Annotated in this window: 16 protein-coding genes, 1 pseudogene and 1 riboswitch; of the genes and pseudogenes, 8 read left to right on the top strand and 9 right to left on the bottom strand. The window is 44.5% G+C overall.

Annotated elements, in window-relative coordinates; all coding sequences use genetic code 11:
* Positions 1 to 51: 51 nt before the first annotated feature.
* Both ACNQO6_RS16950 and ACNQO6_RS16945 read right to left on the bottom strand, forming a co-directional pair.
* Positions 52 to 792: a LytR/AlgR family response regulator transcription factor gene (locus ACNQO6_RS16950; protein ID WP_004773988.1), complete on the bottom strand. Its 741-nt coding sequence runs from the start codon at positions 790 to 792 to the stop codon at positions 52 to 54.
* A 59-nt stretch (positions 793 to 851) separates the two neighbouring features.
* Positions 852 to 1,997 (bottom strand): sensor histidine kinase, encoded by a 1,146-nt coding sequence (locus tag ACNQO6_RS16945; protein ID WP_440209733.1) that lies wholly within the window; start codon positions 1,995 to 1,997, stop codon positions 852 to 854.
* Here ACNQO6_RS16945 and argH point away from each other — a divergent pair.
* Entirely contained in the window at positions 1,988 to 3,418 is a 1,431-nt protein-coding gene (argH, locus tag ACNQO6_RS16940; RefSeq protein WP_032810861.1) for an argininosuccinate lyase, read from the top strand. The two genes, ACNQO6_RS16945 and argH, sit on opposite strands and share 10 nt — an antisense overlap.
* 49 nt (positions 3,419 to 3,467) lie before the next feature.
* Positions 3,468 to 3,740: an oxidative damage protection protein gene (locus tag ACNQO6_RS16935; RefSeq protein ID WP_005226361.1), complete on the top strand. Its 273-nt coding sequence runs from the start codon at positions 3,468 to 3,470 to the stop codon at positions 3,738 to 3,740.
* Positions 3,741 to 4,034: 294 nt separating this feature from the next.
* Here ACNQO6_RS16935 and phoU read toward each other — a convergent pair whose 3' ends face one another.
* Positions 4,035 to 4,757 (bottom strand): phosphate signaling complex protein PhoU, encoded by a 723-nt coding sequence (phoU, locus tag ACNQO6_RS16930; protein ID WP_004773981.1) that lies wholly within the window; start codon positions 4,755 to 4,757, stop codon positions 4,035 to 4,037.
* A 147-nt stretch (positions 4,758 to 4,904) separates the two neighbouring features.
* A riboswitch (TPP riboswitch) is annotated at positions 4,905 to 5,025 on the top strand.
* 84 nt (positions 5,026 to 5,109) lie between these two features.
* Here phoU and thiC point away from each other — a divergent pair.
* From thiC to gluQRS, 5 genes are all read left to right on the top strand, one after another.
* On the top strand, positions 5,110 to 7,005 hold the full coding sequence (thiC, locus tag ACNQO6_RS16925; RefSeq protein WP_440209732.1) for a phosphomethylpyrimidine synthase ThiC: 1,896 nt from the start codon (positions 5,110 to 5,112) through the stop codon (positions 7,003 to 7,005).
* Between the two features lie 75 nt (positions 7,006 to 7,080).
* Positions 7,081 to 7,692: an NUDIX domain-containing protein gene (locus ACNQO6_RS16920; RefSeq protein WP_440209731.1), complete on the top strand. Its 612-nt coding sequence runs from the start codon at positions 7,081 to 7,083 to the stop codon at positions 7,690 to 7,692.
* A gap of 23 nt (positions 7,693 to 7,715) precedes the next feature.
* A complete protein-coding gene (gene cpdA / locus ACNQO6_RS16915; RefSeq protein WP_440209730.1) occupies positions 7,716 to 8,531 on the top strand; it encodes a 3',5'-cyclic-AMP phosphodiesterase in 816 nt (271 codons plus the stop codon).
* A 288-nt stretch (positions 8,532 to 8,819) separates the two neighbouring features.
* Positions 8,820 to 9,350: an RNA polymerase-binding protein DksA gene (gene dksA / locus ACNQO6_RS16910; protein WP_038342629.1), complete on the top strand. Its 531-nt coding sequence runs from the start codon at positions 8,820 to 8,822 to the stop codon at positions 9,348 to 9,350.
* A gap of 3 nt (positions 9,351 to 9,353) precedes the next feature.
* Positions 9,354 to 10,286, top strand: a complete 933-nt coding sequence (gene gluQRS, locus ACNQO6_RS16905) for a tRNA glutamyl-Q(34) synthetase GluQRS (RefSeq protein ID WP_440209729.1) — start codon at positions 9,354 to 9,356, stop codon at positions 10,284 to 10,286.
* A gap of 52 nt (positions 10,287 to 10,338) precedes the next feature.
* On the opposite strand, the gene ftsW is transcribed toward gluQRS, so the two are convergent.
* From ftsW to ACNQO6_RS16875, 6 genes and pseudogenes are all read right to left on the bottom strand, one after another.
* Positions 10,339 to 11,532 (bottom strand): putative lipid II flippase FtsW, encoded by a 1,194-nt coding sequence (gene ftsW, locus ACNQO6_RS16900; RefSeq protein WP_440209728.1) that lies wholly within the window; start codon positions 11,530 to 11,532, stop codon positions 10,339 to 10,341.
* Positions 11,533 to 11,549: 17 nt separating this feature from the next.
* Positions 11,550 to 12,902 (bottom strand): UDP-N-acetylmuramoyl-L-alanine--D-glutamate ligase, encoded by a 1,353-nt coding sequence (gene murD / locus ACNQO6_RS16895; protein ID WP_440209727.1) that lies wholly within the window; start codon positions 12,900 to 12,902, stop codon positions 11,550 to 11,552.
* Between the two features lie 114 nt (positions 12,903 to 13,016).
* Positions 13,017 to 13,310 (bottom strand): annotated as a pseudogene (locus ACNQO6_RS16890) (hypothetical protein).
* A gap of 52 nt (positions 13,311 to 13,362) precedes the next feature.
* Entirely contained in the window at positions 13,363 to 13,614 is a 252-nt protein-coding gene (locus ACNQO6_RS16885) for a DUF6587 family protein (protein ID WP_279696924.1), read from the bottom strand.
* A gap of 12 nt (positions 13,615 to 13,626) precedes the next feature.
* Positions 13,627 to 15,480, bottom strand: a complete 1,854-nt coding sequence (gene feoB / locus ACNQO6_RS16880) for a ferrous iron transporter B (protein WP_440209726.1) — start codon at positions 15,478 to 15,480, stop codon at positions 13,627 to 13,629.
* Positions 15,477 to 15,737, bottom strand: a complete 261-nt coding sequence (locus tag ACNQO6_RS16875) for a FeoA family protein (protein WP_005154750.1) — start codon at positions 15,735 to 15,737, stop codon at positions 15,477 to 15,479. The genes feoB and ACNQO6_RS16875 overlap by 4 nt, the downstream gene beginning before the upstream one ends.
* A gap of 149 nt (positions 15,738 to 15,886) precedes the next feature.
* Between ACNQO6_RS16875 and xerD the strand changes: the two genes are divergently transcribed.
* Complete coding sequence (gene xerD, locus ACNQO6_RS16870; RefSeq protein ID WP_440209725.1) at positions 15,887 to 16,807, top strand: site-specific tyrosine recombinase XerD; 921 nt, start codon at positions 15,887 to 15,889, stop codon at positions 16,805 to 16,807.
* The last annotated feature ends 119 nt before the right edge of the window (positions 16,808 to 16,926 follow it).

The following is a 16,926-nucleotide window of genomic DNA, read 5'->3' as shown; positions in this document are numbered from 1 at the left end:
TTGCAAGTAAAAAATCATAAAGTGATCATTCATTCAGCTGAAAAACCGCATTTACAATTGATGCATACACTCTCTTAAACTTGGTAAATGGCGTCGGCTCACCGATAAACGCTCATCCAGTTCACGCAAGCGCACCTGATATTGGCCTGCTGCGACCAGTTCCAGCCCTTCAAGATAATCCAGTGAGACCAGCGCATTACGGTGAATACGGATAAAACGGTCGGCGAACTCCAGTTCCAGATCCTTGAGCGTTTCATCAATCAGTACGCTGCCATTTTTATGACGCACCGTGACATATTTTTGATCTGCCAAAAAATAATACACATTTTCTAAGGGAATCAGTTCTACCCCACGATAAGTCTTCGCAGCAATCTGTTGACGTTGGGTTTTAGTATCGTACATATCATCTTGTTGTTGTAAGCCAGTCATTTGTGCTTGTGTAAGTTGAGTTAAATGATTAAATACCTGCTGTAAATCTTGTTGTGCAACAGGTTTAAGTAAATAGCCTTGTGCTTGAAATTTAAATGCTTCCAATGCATGTTGATCGTATGCTGTACAGAAAATAATGGCCGGACGAGGGTTGAGCTGACTGAGCTGTTCAGCACATTCCAGACCATTCATCCCGGGCATTTGAATATCCAGTAAAACCACATCCGGTGAATCGTTTTCAATATGATTTAACACATCCTGTCCATGATGCGCTGTCGCAATGACTTCATGTCCCATTTGAGTGACCAAACGTGACAAACGCTCTACAGCAAGAGGCTCATCATCAGCAATCAGAACTCTCATCCCTTTCTCCTTGTCAGCGTTAACTTCATATCCATCATTTTTATGGTTAACTCGACTTATTATTTTACTTGATCGTGGTAATTTACCACCGTCGTATATAACGACGTTCCCCCGTAAATCTGAAACTTCACCGTTTGCCCATAATAAGCTTTCAGGCGCTGCTTCACATTTTCAATCGCAATACCATTTCCTTTTCTCGATTTTATTGTATCGTGAGAATAAGGGTTAGTAATGACTATACTGACTTGATTTTGCAATATTTCAACCAATACGCTGATGGTTGATGGCTGCAAAACTTTTTCTACCCCATGAAAAATACTATTCTCCAGCAAAGGTTGCAACGTTAATAACGGAATCGTTGTCCGTTTTAATTCAGTAGGCGTGGCCTGTATGTTCCATTCTACATTCAAACGCTCGCCCAAACGCATCTTTTCAATACTTAAATAGTGCTGACATAAATCAATTTCTTCCGCCAGACTCACCAATTTTAGTTCCTGAAAGCTGGCCCTGAATAATCGGGATAGATTAATCAGCATATTCTCGGCCTTGTCAGGATCAATCGCGATCAGGCTCACCACACTATTCAGACTGTTAAATAAAAAGTGTGGATGAATTCGCGCCTGCATAGCCTGAATACGGGCATTCAATTCACTATATTGCTGATTCATCCATTGTTCGCGCATGTAGAGATAGCGCATACAGAACGCGCCCAGTAACACGCCATAACCTAAGTGCAGGCTGGTTCCGTGAAATAGGATCTCTTCGGAAAATGGCCCGGACCGTGTGGCCCAATATTGTAGGACATTTACAACACAGGTGGTCAACAGGACAATCATTTGCAGCAGAATAAAGCCCAGAACCAGAGCGACCTTTTGACTAAATTTGGCAAAAAAATCCTGAAAATAATCCACCAGCGCCGAAAAAGACAAAATTACCCAGTTAATAAAAAACATATATTGCAGGACACGAATCCCCTCCAGAGCCTGCCATGACCGAGCCTCAGCCAGCGCCAGCACCATCGCCAGCACATTGCTGGCAACAATTAATTCCAATAAGTGTTGCCATTGCCCGATTTTCGTAAAAAAATAGGAGCCTGATGGATTTCCCCCCTGACGAGTTTGCGATAACTTCTTACGTCGAGTTTCGGCAACTGCGTTTGGATTTGCTATACTCTTTTTTATTTTACTGAGCCGCCATGACCACATCTTCTCAATCCTCTTCTTCAGCCAGCCCGAATCAAACCTCTGGAATGTGGGGCGGTCGCTTCTCTGAAGCAACTGATGCTTTTGTTGCAGAATTTACCGCATCTGTGCAATTTGACCAACGTTTTTATAAACAAGATATCGCAGGTTCAATTGCGCATGCCACCATGCTTGCGAAAGTAGGTGTACTGACTGAGGCTGAACGTGACGACATTATTCAAGGTTTAAGCACCATTAAAGCTGAAATTGAAGCGGGTAACTTTGAATGGCGTATTGATTTAGAAGATGTTCACATGAACATTGAGTCTCGTTTGACTCAACGTATCGGCATTACCGGTAAAAAACTCCATACAGGCCGTAGTCGCAATGATCAGGTCGCAACTGACATCCGTTTATATTTGCGTGATGAAATCGATGACATCTTGGGCTTGTTACTCCGTTTACAAAAAGGCCTGCTCAGTCTGGCAAGTCAAAATACCAATACCATCATGCCAGGCTTTACACATCTACAAACTGCCCAGCCAGTGACATTTGGTCACCACTTACTGGCATGGTTTGAAATGCTGGTACGTGACACAGAACGTCTGCAAGACTGCCGTAAGCGTGTCAATCGTATGCCATTAGGTTCTGCTGCCTTGGCAGGTACGACCTATCCAATTGACCGTGCTTATACGGCTGAACTCTTAGGTTTCGAAGCAGTTTCAGAAAACTCTTTAGATGCGGTTTCTGATCGTGACTTTGCCATTGAATTTAATGCGGCGGCATCGTTAATCATGATGCACTTGTCACGTATGTCAGAAGAACTGATTTTATGGACTTCTGCACAATTCAAGTTTGTGAATATTCCTGACCGCTTCTGCACAGGCTCTTCAATCATGCCGCAGAAGAAAAACCCAGATGTACCTGAACTGGTACGCGGTAAATCAGGTCGTGTCTTTGGTGACTTGATCAGCTTATTGACTCTGATGAAAGGTCAACCATTGGCATACAATAAAGACAACCAAGAAGATAAAGAACCATTATTTGATGCGATTGATACCGTTCGCGGTTCACTCATGGCCTTCGCAGACATGGTTCCAGCGCTTGTTCCAAATATCGAAATTATGCGCGAAGCAGCACTTCGTGGCTTCTCTACCGCAACCGATCTTGCCGACTACCTGGTGAAAAAAGGCGTAGCATTCCGTGATGCCCATGAAATTGTCGGTAAAGCGGTGGCTTTAGGTGTTGCAGAAGAAAAAGATTTATCAGAATTGACACTGGAACAGTTACAACAATTCTCTGATTTGATCACTGCAGATGTATTCGATAAAGCATTGACTTTAGAAGCTTCTGTGAATGCCCGTGACCATATTGGTGGAACTTCACCGAAACAGGTTGAAGCTGCGATTGCGCGTGCGCACACTCGCCTAGAACAGTTATATTAATCTCACTATATCCCTCTTTTACGAAGAGGGACTTTCACTGGATGCCATAATGACTAGACAAGTATTTTGCCGCAAATACAAACAAGAGCTTGAAGGCTTGGACTTCGCACCCTTCCCGGGTGCAAAAGGTCAGGAATTGTTTGAAACCGTTTCAAAGCAGGCATGGCAGGAATGGTTAAAACACCAGACCACGCTGATTAATGAAAAACGTCTAAATGTGTTTGAACCGGATGCGAAGAAGTTTCTTGAAGAACAACGTGAGAAGTTCTTCAATAACGATGAAAGTGTAGAAAAAGCAGAGGGTTGGACTGAGCAAAAGTAAGTCATTTTGCCTGATCCTGCGATAAAAAGAGAGCTGTTTTCAGCTCTCTTTTTACGTGACATTTACATAAGTAATAAAGCCTTACAGAGTATACACAGTTGTCTACATGACACCTTGGACACCTCCGCTTATAGTTGTATGCAGAAGGACAAAGAGATACGTTGATATCTCACGTAACGCATGATATTTCTCTCCCAGACTTTTCCCCCGAAGTCTGGGATTTTTTTATCTATATATCCTGAAAATGAAAAACCGTCCATGACTGGACGGTTTAAAGTTATTTTATTTTTACACTTATTTCTGATGAACTTTCTGCTCGATTTCTTCAATGCTGGTATGACGCACATCCATACCTTTCGCCATATAAATCACTTGTTCTGAAATATTACGTGCGTGGTCGCCAATACGCTCCAATGAACGCAATACCCACATCACGTTAATGACACGTGAAATATGACGCGGATCTTCAATCATATAGGTCATCAAAGTACGTGTCGCAGATTGATATTCACGGTCAATGTCGACATCGGCCATCACCACTTTCAAGGCCTGCTCCACATCTAAACGGGCAAATGCATCCAGCGCGTCATGAATCATGACACGTACCTGATTACCGATATGACGTGTTTCCATATAACCACGTGGTGACTCACCCTCTTCACACAAGTTTTGTGCAATACGGGCAATCTTTGCCGCTTCATCACCAATACGTTCTAAATCGGTATTAGCCTTGCTCATGGCAATCACCATACGCAAGTCGATCGCTGCAGGATGACGACGAGCAAGAATCAGGGTTAAACCTTCATCAATATCACGCTCAAACTGATTCACCGCATTGTCTTTAAATTGCACATCGATCGCTAAATTCGCATCTGTGTCTAATAAAGCATGAATTGAGTTGGCAACTTGTTGCTCCACCAATCCACCCATGGTCATAAACTTGGTATGCACATCTTGCAAGTCTTCATTAAATTGTGAAGAAATATGATGACTTAACACAGGATTGCTTGGGCTCACAGTATGCCTCCACTAGACACATGGAAAAAATGATTGGTGATTAGAACATAGAAATGATGAAAGTTTTATGACAATAGCATGGATTTAGGCATTGTAAATTGGTGTGAATTGATACAACAAAAATTTTTAAATCTGGTAGTCTAAACACGTCGCTTGACGGAGCGCAGTTAACAAACTGCTGAGATTGTCTTAATCACAGAATTTAAAGGCAAGTACCGTTGAACCTGATCAGGTTAACACCTGCGTAGGAATCAAGCCCAGCAAAAACTTAGCCTTTATTTATCATAGAGATAGATCTGCCATTGTTTTTGGTCGTGCTTGATTCGTTAATGCCATACATAAGGATCATGCCATGAACCAGTTAACGAATCTTTCCCCTGCTGATATTTCTGCTCAACATGAGCAAGACGCTAAAGATTTAACCCGTATCCTACCCGCTTCAAGAAAGGTGTATGTCCAAGGGTCTCGCCCAGACATCCAGGTACCTTTCCGCGAAATCAGCTTAACCGAAACACCGACAGGTTTAGGCGGTGAACACAACCCACCTGTGATGGTCTATGACACCTCTGGCGCGTATACCGATCCTAATGTACAAATCGATTTGAATAAAGGTTTGCCACTGGTTCGCCAGAGCTGGATTGATGAACGTCAGGATACTGATATCCTTTTAGGCCTGAGCTCCGAGTTTGGGCAGGCCCGTCTAAAAGACATCCGTACTGCCGACATCCGCTTTGCCCATATTCAAAATCCACGTCGTGCCCAAGCAGGGAAAAATGTCACGCAAATGCATTATGCTAAGCAAGGCATTATTACTCCTGAAATGGAATATATTGCGATTCGTGAAAATCAGCGCCAGCGTGACGGCGTCGATATGCGTCAGCATGCCGGACAAAACTTCGGCGCGCAGAATTTAAAAGAAATTACCCCTGAATTTGTCCGTCATGAAGTCGCAGCGGGGCGCGCGATTATCCCGGCCAATATCAATCATCCGGAATGCGAACCGATGATTATCGGACGTAACTTCTTGGTGAAAATCAATGCCAATATTGGCAACTCGGCGCTCGGTTCATCGATTGATGAAGAAGTGGCAAAAATGACGTGGGCCACCCGTTGGGGTGCCGACACCATCATGGACTTATCGACAGGTAAGAATATCCATGAAACCCGTGAGTGGATTATCCGTAATTCACCAGTACCTATCGGTACGGTACCGATCTATCAAGCACTGGAAAAAGTTGATGGTGTGGCTGAGGATTTAACCTGGGAAATCTTTAAAGACACCCTGATTGAACAAGCCGAACAAGGCGTAGACTATTTCACCATTCATGCAGGTGTATTACTGCGTTATGTCCCAATGACAGCAAATCGCCTCACCGGTATCGTGTCTCGTGGGGGATCCATCATGGCGCAATGGTGTCTGGCGCATCACGAAGAAAACTTTTTATATACACATTTCGACGAAATTTGCGAAATCATGAAAGCCTATGACGTGTCTTTCAGCTTAGGAGATGGTCTGCGCCCGGGTTGCGTACAGGATGCCAATGATGAAGCACAATTTAGCGAGCTGAAAACCCTTGGTGAACTGACCCATCGCGCTTGGGAGCATGATGTACAGGTGATGATTGAAGGGCCGGGCCATGTGCCAATGCACATGATCAAAGAAAACATGGATCTCCAGCTTGAGGTCTGTAAAGAAGCGCCATTCTATACGCTTGGACCACTCACCACCGATATCGCACCGGGCTATGATCATATTACCTCTGCGATTGGTGCAGCGATGATTGGCTGGTATGGAACGGCAATGCTGTGCTATGTGACCCCAAAAGAACATCTGGGCTTACCGAACAAAAAAGACGTTAAGGATGGCATCATCACCTATAAGATTGCCGCTCATGCAGCAGATCTGGCTAAAGGTCATCCAGGTGCTCAGGTTCGTGATAATGCCTTGTCAAAAGCGCGTTTTGAATTCCGTTGGGATGATCAGTTCAATTTAAGTCTGGACCCTGATACGGCGCGCAGTATGCATGATGAAACACTGCCAAAAGAAGCCCACAAATCAGCACACTTCTGTTCCATGTGTGGTCCAAAATTCTGTTCCATGAAAATCACCCAAAATGTGCGAGATTATGCGCAAAATCAACACAATGCCAAGCAGTCAAATGATGCTGAAACAGAAGTTGAAGCAGGTCTCAATGCCATGAAAACCGCTTATCAGGAACATGGTCAAAAATTGTACCACAAAGTGTAAATCGACTAAAAAAAGATTTTCCTGCGAATCATTCTCGGTTAGGATGAGATATGTACAATCTCATCCTGATTGAAGATGACTATTCTTGACCACGCCAGCTATTCAGCCACCGACGTTACGATAGAATCTCGACAACCATTGTTTCGAGGGTTCATTCAAGTTGAGAAAGTGAGCTTAAAACACCGGTTATTTCACCGGAAAGATTACTCGCCTCTCATTCAACGTGAACTGGTTCATCGTCCTGAAGCCGCTGGCGTTTTGCTATATAGCGACCAGCAACAACGCTTTGCACTGATTGAACAGTTCCGTGTCGGGGCCATCAATGATCCTGTTTCACCGTGGCAACTTGAAGTGATTGCGGGCGTGCTGGACGGAGATGAATCTCCAGAAAGTTGTATCCGCCGTGAAAGCTTGGAAGAGTCCGGATGCGAGATCACTGAATTAAAACATTTATTTAGCTTCTACCCTTCTGCTGGTGCCTGCTCAGAATTTTTTCATTTATATGTGGCAGACGTTCATCTTCCAGAAGACGGGGGCATTTTTGGGATGCCGGATGAAGGTGAAAATATTCAGCTTCATCTGTTTGATTATTCCCAATTAGAAGCATTACTTCATAACGGGCGGTTGAGAAACGCACCTGTGATCATGGCATTACAGTGGCTGGCTCAACACATACAACAAAGATAAGAAATCTGAAGGGGCTAACGACGGTGACTTTCCAGGTCTCATCATTATCACAACAAGATTTTGTGATGATACAGATTACCGATACACATTTATTAGAGTATCCCCACCTCGAATTTGTCGGCATGCAACCCGAGCAAAGTTTTCATGCGGTCATCGACTTGATGCGCCAGCAACATCCGCATATCGACCTGATCATCCATACTGGTGATCTGGCCCAGTCGCCGACACCTTTAACCTATAAACGTTATGTACAACACATGCAAAGCTTGGGGATTCCTTTTTTTCATACCCCAGGCAATCATGATGATGTCACGCATTTCCCCTTTCATGAGCAAGATCCAACCCAACCGACCGTCGTCGAGTTAGGCCAATGGAGCGTGATCTTATTGAATAGCGCCCAACCCGAGCGTATTGATGGCAAAATTAGTGAACTACAGTTACAGCGCCTAACAGCATTGCTCACCCAACTGCATGATCGTCACGTGATGATTGCCTGTCACCATCATCCTTTTGCCATGCAGTCTGCCTGGATCGACCAGCATAAATTAAAGAACTCATCTGACCTGCTGGACACCATTAAGCCTTTCTCCAATGTCAAGGCCATCATCTGTGGACATGTGCATCAGGATTCGATCAATACCTGGCAAGGCATTGAGTTTTTATCCACCCCATCGACCTGTATCCAATTCAAGCCTAAAAGCGAGAAATTCGCACTCGATGAAGAACATCCAGGCTACCGTTTAATCCGCCTGAAAGCCAATGGAGAACTGGAAACTCAGGTCTACCGATTGCCGACTTCGCAACGAATGAGTAGTTCTGAAGTTCTGGGATATGATTAGGGAATGAGACAAGGAAGTCGCCATTCTGCATTTCATGCCTTGTTTATGTCGTTTTAGCCGATAACGCAATGCATGGCTGAATTAGCCGCAGTTCCTAAAACTTTTGATTACAAATTACATTGACGAATTCACACAAAATCTGGACGGGAATGACTACCATCTTGTCCAAAAACTCTATATGATGTCGACCCTTGATGGAAAAAACCATCTTAGGTTTCTATAAAAACACTTGCATATCACCATATTTTTTGCGTATAGATAGTACGTGTAAGATGAGGAATGCCCTATATGGCGAATGACAACCAAAATCAAGTCTTGGACGAACAGACCGAAGTGATCGACGATCAAAAATCGGCTAAGCGCGTACGTAAAACCAAACCGAAAGCTTCAGAAGGTGGTACAACCGCGAGCTTATTTGGTATTGCGCCGTATCAGCCGAAGAAAAATGAAGAATATATGTCTGAAGGACAACTTGAGCATTTCCGCCAAATTTTAAATGCATGGAAAGCTGAGTTAATGTCTGAAGTTGACCGCACCTTGAATACCATGCAAGACGAATCAAGTGCTCTTCCTGATGTCAACGACCGGGCTACGCAAGAAGAAGAATTTGCGATTGAATTACGTACACGTGACCGTGAACGCAAACTCATTCGTAAAATTGAACAGTCGATTGAAGCGATTCAAAATGAAGACTATGGCTTCTGCGAAACCTGTGGTATCGAAATTGGCTTACGTCGTCTAGAAGCTCGCCCAACTGCGACTTTATGTATCGACTGCAAAACTTTGGCTGAAATCAAAGAAAAGCAAAATAACGGTTAAACCATGCTTGAACATACTGCGGAACAGCAAGCTGCTGTTTCGCCAGAATGCTTCCAACAGCAACCAGATTGCTGTCGCTACGTGGGTCGGTTTGCACCATCGCCAACCGGCCCATTGCATTTTGGCTCACTGCTCACCGCGGTTGCCAGCTATTGTGATGCCAAAGCCAATCATGGCAAATGGCTAGTCCGTATTGAAGATACCGACATTCCCCGCATTTATCCCCATAGCGAAACACACATCCTCTCTTGCATCGATGCCTTCCAGTTTGAACCGGATGCCGAGATTATTTTTCAGAAAGACCGTTTAGATCTTTATGAGCAGGTGCTTGAACAACTTAAGCAATCACAAGCCATCTACGCTTGCCAATGCACACGCAAAATGTTGGGCTCCAACCATATCTATGCAGGCACCTGTCGCAATCTGAAGCTGGATTTTGCCAATCAGGCCATTCGTCTAAAAGTTGCAGATCAACTGATTTGCTTTCAGGACCGCTTACAGGGCCAGCAATGTTCTAACTTACAGGATGAGTTGGGCGATTTTGTCTTAAAGCGTCGTGATGGCATTATTAGCTATCAATTGGCGGTGGTCGTCGACGATTATCTACAAGGCATTACCCATGTGGTTCGTGGTGCAGATTTACTTGATAATACCGCCCGACAAATCTGGCTAGGGGCTTTATTAAATTATCCTACGCTGAGTTATATGCACCTGCCGCTGGCCATGAATGATCAAGGGCAAAAACTGTCTAAACAGAATCTGGCACAGGCCCTTGATATCAGCAAGGCGCCCGAACTTCTGCAACAGGCAATTTTAGCTTTGGGACAGGCTTCGGTTGAACTTGATCAACCAGGTATCATGCTAAAACAAGCAGTACAGCAATGGGATGTTGATTTGATTCCCAAAGGCATTCATTTAACGGGTACTTATTTATAAGCCATAAAAAAAGCCCTGCATCATGACAGGGCTTCTTATTAGTTTGAATATCTTAGAAGTTCGACTCTTCTTTCACAGGATTCAGCTCTTGCGTTGATGCATCAATTTTCAGAATTAAGCTAATCATCGCCGCACACATCATCAACGATGTACCGCCATAACTAATGAAAGGCAAGGTCAAACCTTTGGTTGGCATGAGTCCCATATTCATGCCGGCATTGACCAGAATCTGCATCAGGAAGATGATACTGATACCATAAGCCAGATAGCCTGCGCGCAGATAATTATGCTGCAAGGCACGATGACCAATACGGATACAGCATGCCAGCATGGTAAACGACAGGATCATCACTACAGACACACCAAAGAAACCGAATTCTTCACCTAATACCGCCAACATAAAGTCGGTATGCGCTTCAGGTAAATAAGACAGCTTCTGCACACTATGGCCCAAGCCGGTACCAAACCACTCACCACGACCAAAGGCCATCAAGGCATTCGAGAGCTGATAGCCGACACCCAATGGATCCGCCCAAGGGTTGGTAAAGGAAATCAGGCGCTGGAAGCGGAATGGCTCGAAGATAATCAGCGCACTGACACCCGCAAAGATCGCACCCAACATAATCAGGAACTGGGTGGCTGGTGCACCAGCCAAGAAGAACACGCCCACCATCATCAAGACAATCACGACGGTTGCACCCAAGTCAGGCTCAGCGACGATAAAGCCCACGGTTAAGGCCATCACACCACTTAAGCGCAATAGCCCTTTCCAATGCGTTCGCACTTCCTTGGCACGGCGCACTACATAATCTGCGGTGAAAATCGCCATGACAATCTTGGCAATTTCGGTTGGCTGCAAAGTAAAGCCACCCACTTTGATCCAGCGATGCGCACCATTGACCTCGGAACCGACCACCAATACCGCTAGAAGCAAGATAATGGTAATGAGCCATAACGGGAAAGCATTTTTAAACCAGAGATTCAATGAAACCCGATAGGTTAAAAATGCTACCACCGCAGCCACCACAATCGAAATACCATGGCGAATCAAAAAGTAAAAAGGACTCTCATGGATATATTCTGCATAGGGCATTGAAGCCGATGCAACCATGATTGAACCGAAACATAGCAGCGAAATCACACAAAAGATCAAGATATTGCGTGCTGTCATTTCTGCGGGTAGCTTAGGTAAACGATTCAGCAATTGCGAAATCTTCTGTACCGTATTTTGGGCCAAGTCAGCCATAGTTCTGTTCCTAGTTCTTATTTTTCATTCAAGGCATGGACACATGCCACGAATTGATGTCCGCGATCATTATAGCTTTTAAACATATCAAAGCTGGCACAAGCAGGTGAAAGTAATACCACATCTTCTGCCTGAGTCGTTTTTTGTGCCATTGCCACTGCCTCTTTCAGACTGGCAGCATGCTGAATCACGGTTGTACCTTGAATTGCCTGTTCAATTACTGCTGCATCTTCACCAATCAGAATCGCTAATTTTACGTATTTTTGAATGGCATCACGTAATGGCTTGAAGTCCTGACCTTTACCTTGACCACCAAGGATCAAAGCCAATTTGCCATTTTTCACTTCAATGGCTGCACCCAGACCATCAATCGCAGCAAGAGTCGCACCAACATTGGTACCTTTCGAATCATTGTAATAACGCACACCATCAATGGTTTGCACGTACTCACAACGATGTTCCAGACCTTTAAAATGCTTTAAGCTTTCTAACATCGAAGCCATCGGTAAACCAATCGCCTCTCCCAGTGCCAAACATGCCAACGCATTGGCAACGTTATGCATGCCTTGAATGTACATCTCAGAGGTTTTCAGCAAACGTTCTCTGCCACGGGCCAGCCACATGCTGCCATCTGCATCACGTAACACCCCATATTGATTCAAGTCAGGTGCATTCAAGCCAAAGCTCTGCATTGGGGTCACATCAGGGACCAATGGGCGACTCAAATTATCATCACGGTTATACACCACTTTTTTCACGCCTTGGAAAATGCGATGTTTAGCCTTGTGATAACCCAGCATATCGCCATGACGGTCGAGATGGTCTTCGCTCATATTCAACACCACAGCCACTTCTGCATTCAGATGTGATGTGGTTTCAAGCTGGAAGCTCGATAGCTCCAAAATGATTAATTCAGGTTGATCTTTAAGTAAATCCAATGCTGGACGGCCCAGATTTCCACCGACAGCAACTTTCTTGCCTGCATCTTCTGCCATCAATCCAATTAAGGTCGTAACGGTACTTTTTGCATTTGATCCTGTAATTGCAACAATTGGCACGTCTGTGGCGCGACGTAATAACTGAATATCTCCCACCACTGCAATGCCTTTTTCGATCGCCTGTTGAATTTCTGGAAGTTGAGGTGCCAGCCCCGGACTCAGAATGATTTCTTCTGCTTGTAATAAAAGATCAGTATCCAGTTGACCAAAACTGGTCCGCACACCTGCTGGAATCTGGTCATGTCCTGGCGGGGTTGCGCGCGAGTCTGTGACTGCAACCTGGTAGCCCTGTTCGTGTAAAAAATTAACCGCGGATACACCGGAAATTCCCAAGCCAGCCACAACTTTTAATCCACCGCGCTGTATTAACATTTTTGCCCCATTTTTTGCAGATCACAGAATGGCAAAAATGTTAGCACTTTACTGTTTTAAATGCTTTTTCAGTTTTGGTTTTATTCAATCTTTTTTGTGTCAGTGCGTAAAAGCTTAAGCAGGTATAAAAAGGTTAATCCCCCGATAAAGCCAAGATCACGACCCCTAGCCAATCTACAGATTTAAATGCATAAGGTTTGATTTTAAGCTCAATGAGTTCTGGTCTTAGCCATAGGTAAATCAAGATTAAACATGAAATAAACCAAGAGAGGGTTTCTTTATAAATATTCAGGCCTTTAAAAAAAGCAGAAAGATAAAGGCAGGTCATCACGAGGATAAAGATCAATAAAATCAATTTATGTTTAGAGCTTAATGCTTGTTTTTTTTATTAAGCTGAGTCTGATTCATTTTTTTGGAAACAAAAAAAATGCCCATCTTAGGATGGGCATTTTGAGTTTTATCAACGCCATTTCACAGTTTGCACGGATTCTGTTTTTTTGCTTTCAGCCTCATCGGTTGAACAACCACAGCTTCCACCACAACCCGCCACCATTTTAGGTTTTAACCATACGGCCAAACGCTGCCAACCCAAACGCTGGCATTGATTGGATAGGGCTAAAAATACTGAACCCGCTGTTTGAGGGAATACCTTCTTAAAGACTACAACAGCACTCCACAGCACCAATACAGCAACAATCAAGTACTCAAACATAAGCTACTCCTTTTACCCCCAAATGCGTGATGCAATCTGGTAAGTGAAGAAAGACATTAAATAGGCCAGACCAAACAGGTAGGCCGTCATTATCGATACATGTTTCCATGAACCTGTTTCACGGCGTACCGTTGCCAAGGTCGCTAAACAATGCGGCGCGTAAATGAACCACACCAATAACGACAAGCCTGTGGCCAATGACCAGCCCGTACCGTCCGCACTAATCAGATGCGACAGACCCTGCGCAATTGCATCATCATCCGCACCCGATAAGGCATATACCGTACCCAAAGCCGCAACCACAACTTCACGTGCCGCCATAGCCGGGATCAAGGCAATCACGATCTGCCAGTTAAAGCCAACAGGCGCAAAAATTGGCTGGAGCAAATGTCCTAACATCCCTGCAAAACTATAATCGATGTCAGGTAAAGTCGCCCCTTCTGGCGCTTGCGGGAAAGTACATAAGAACCAAAGTAAAATCGACAGCGCAAAAATAATGCCACCGACACGTTTTAAGAAGATCTTACCGCGATCCAGCAAGCCAATCCCGACACTGCGAATATCCGGAATACGGTAGCTTGGCAGTTCCAGTAACAATGCATGCTGTGATTTATCTTTCTGCAAAAATTTCATCACGATTGCCACACAGAGCGCACTGACAATACCCGACATGTACAGGCCAAATAACACGAGACCTTGCAGGTTGAAAATACCCCATACTGTTTGACTTGGAATAAAAGCAGCAATCAATAAGGCATAGACAGGCAAACGTGCTGAACAGGTCATCAGTGGTGCAACCATGATCGTGGTAAAGCGATCACGTGGATCACTGATACTACGAGTGGCCATGATGCCAGGCACCGCACAGGCAAAGCTTGAAAGTAATGGAATGAAGGCACGGCCACTTAAGCCTGCTTTAAACATCAATTTATCCAGCAAGAAGGCGGCACGCGGTAAATAGCCCGATTCTTCCAACACTAAAATAAAGAAGAATAGAATCAAGATTTGTGGCAAGAACACCACCACACTACCCGCACCCGCAATAATCCCGTCAACCACCAAACTATGGAGCAAAGGCTGGGAGATATGCTCGCCTAATGCTTCACCGAACCAGGCAAAGAATTCTTCAATGCCATCCATAAACGGCGCCGCCCAGGCAAACACGGCCTGAAAGACAATAAACATCATGATTGCAAGGCTAAGTAAGCCGAGAACAGGATGTAAGAAAATTTTGTCGAGGAAATCGGTACGTTTGTCTTCCTGATCTACAAAGTTCACCACATCTTTGAAAATCATATCGATTTTCTGATGGTGAGTCCCGGTCAAGCCACTTAATTCAGTCTGCGGAACAGAATATTTTTCCTGATCTAAGGCATGTAACAGGTTTTCGATACCAGCGTTACGCACCGCCACGGTTTCAACAACTGGTACACCTAAACGCTGTGAAAGTTTCTGGGTATTGATCTGAATACCGCGACGGCGCGCTTCATCCATCATGTTCAATACAACCAGAATCGGACGACCCAGCTCAATCACTTCCAGCACGAGACCCAGATGCAGCTTCAAGTTTGTGGCATCGACCACGCACAGAAAGGCATCTTGCTGGCCTTCTTCAGCAATCTTGCCCTGACAAACATCACGGGTAATTTCTTCATCCGGGCTTGTCGCTTGTAAACTATAGGTCCCAGGCAAGTCCAGCACACGCACGGACTTGCCAGAAGGAAGCTGAAAATGTCCAACTTTACGTTCAACCGTCACACCCGCATAGTTGGCAACTTTTTGGCGTGTTCCAGTTAAATGGTTAAATAAAGATGTCTTACCGCAGTTTGGATTTCCCACAAGGGCAACACGTAACGCATCACTCATGCAGGTGCTCCTTCAAGTTGAATTTCAATTTTGTCAGCTTCCGCCTTCCGTAACGCAAAACGCGTAAAACCGAGCTGGATTAGAATCGGATCACCACCAAAAATACCTTTGGTAATCACTTGCACTTGTGTACCAGGCACAAAGCCTAAACTTTCTAAACGAACTGCAACTAAATCTGGCTGTTCTGTCTCATCGACCAAGCGATTCACTTTCGTGATCACCGCTATCTGCTTGACTTTTAATGCTGACAATCGCACCGCTCTAACCCTTTACGCTCTTTATTATAGTATACAAGCAAATGAGAATAATTACCAAAAACAATCTCAATGGCATTTACCCTTTTGACAGATCGACAACAATTCATTTTTCTTTTACAGTGCAGACAAGAAGGTTCAGCAAGTCCATTATGTTAAATAAAAAACCACGTATTCCAGCCGTCGTTAATATTCCGGAACATCTCGGATTTTTACAGGGCTTCCGTGATTATTTAGTCGCTCAAACGGTGAGCCCGCATACCCGTAATGCGTATTTATCGGACCTGATCCAATGTAGTGAATTGCATCGAACTATCCCCCTACCCGAATGGTCGAGTGACGATATTGCAGATGTGCTGATTGCGCTGACCAAGGCTGGAAAAAGTCCCCGTTCAATTGCCCGCTGCCTTTCTGCCTTAAGACAATTTTATAAATTTTTACGAGAACAAAAACTCAGGGAGGATAATCCCGTTGCGACACATCATTCTCCTAAAATTGGCCGGGCCTTACCTAAAGATCTGTCTGAACAAGATGTTGAAGCATTGATCAATGCACCTGACACCAACACTGCGCTGGGTCTACGTGATCGTGCCATGTTCGAAGTGCTGTATGCCTGTGGATTGCGCGTATCAGAATTACTCAACCTGAAACTTGAACTGATCAATTTAAAACAAGGCTACATACGGATTACCGGTAAAGGCAATAAAGAACGCCTGGTGCCTCTGGGACAGTTCGCCTGCGACTGGATTGAAAAATATTTGCTGGAATCGCGCCCGCAACTGTATAAAAGCAGCACCGATTATTTATTTCTGACCCAGCACGGCGGCATCATGAGTCGTCAGAATTTCTGGTACGCGATTAAGCGTTATGCCTTACAGGCCAATATTCAGGCCGAGCTATCACCGCATACCCTACGCCATGCTTTTGCTACCCATTTACTCAATCATGGTGCAGACCTGCGCGTGGTACAGATGTTATTGGGCCATAGTGATCTTTCTACCACGCAAATTTATACCCATGTCGCCCAACACCGTATGCAGGAGTTACATGGCAAATACCATCCACGCGGTTAAAACCACCGTCTGTCCCGAATAGGTCTCAAACTTGGTTTCGTTCACACAGCATCAGCAAGATTTAACGAAGTGATTCTTTTTTTTTGGTATGCTAAAGCCCTTAAAACGTACAAAAAGGT

Origin of the sequence: Acinetobacter calcoaceticus, from assembly GCF_051947995.1 — a bacterium.
Lineage (GTDB): Bacteria > Pseudomonadota > Gammaproteobacteria > Pseudomonadales > Moraxellaceae > Acinetobacter.
Note: the sequence above shows the minus strand (reverse complement) of the source record. Positions and strands in the feature narration are given on the sequence as shown.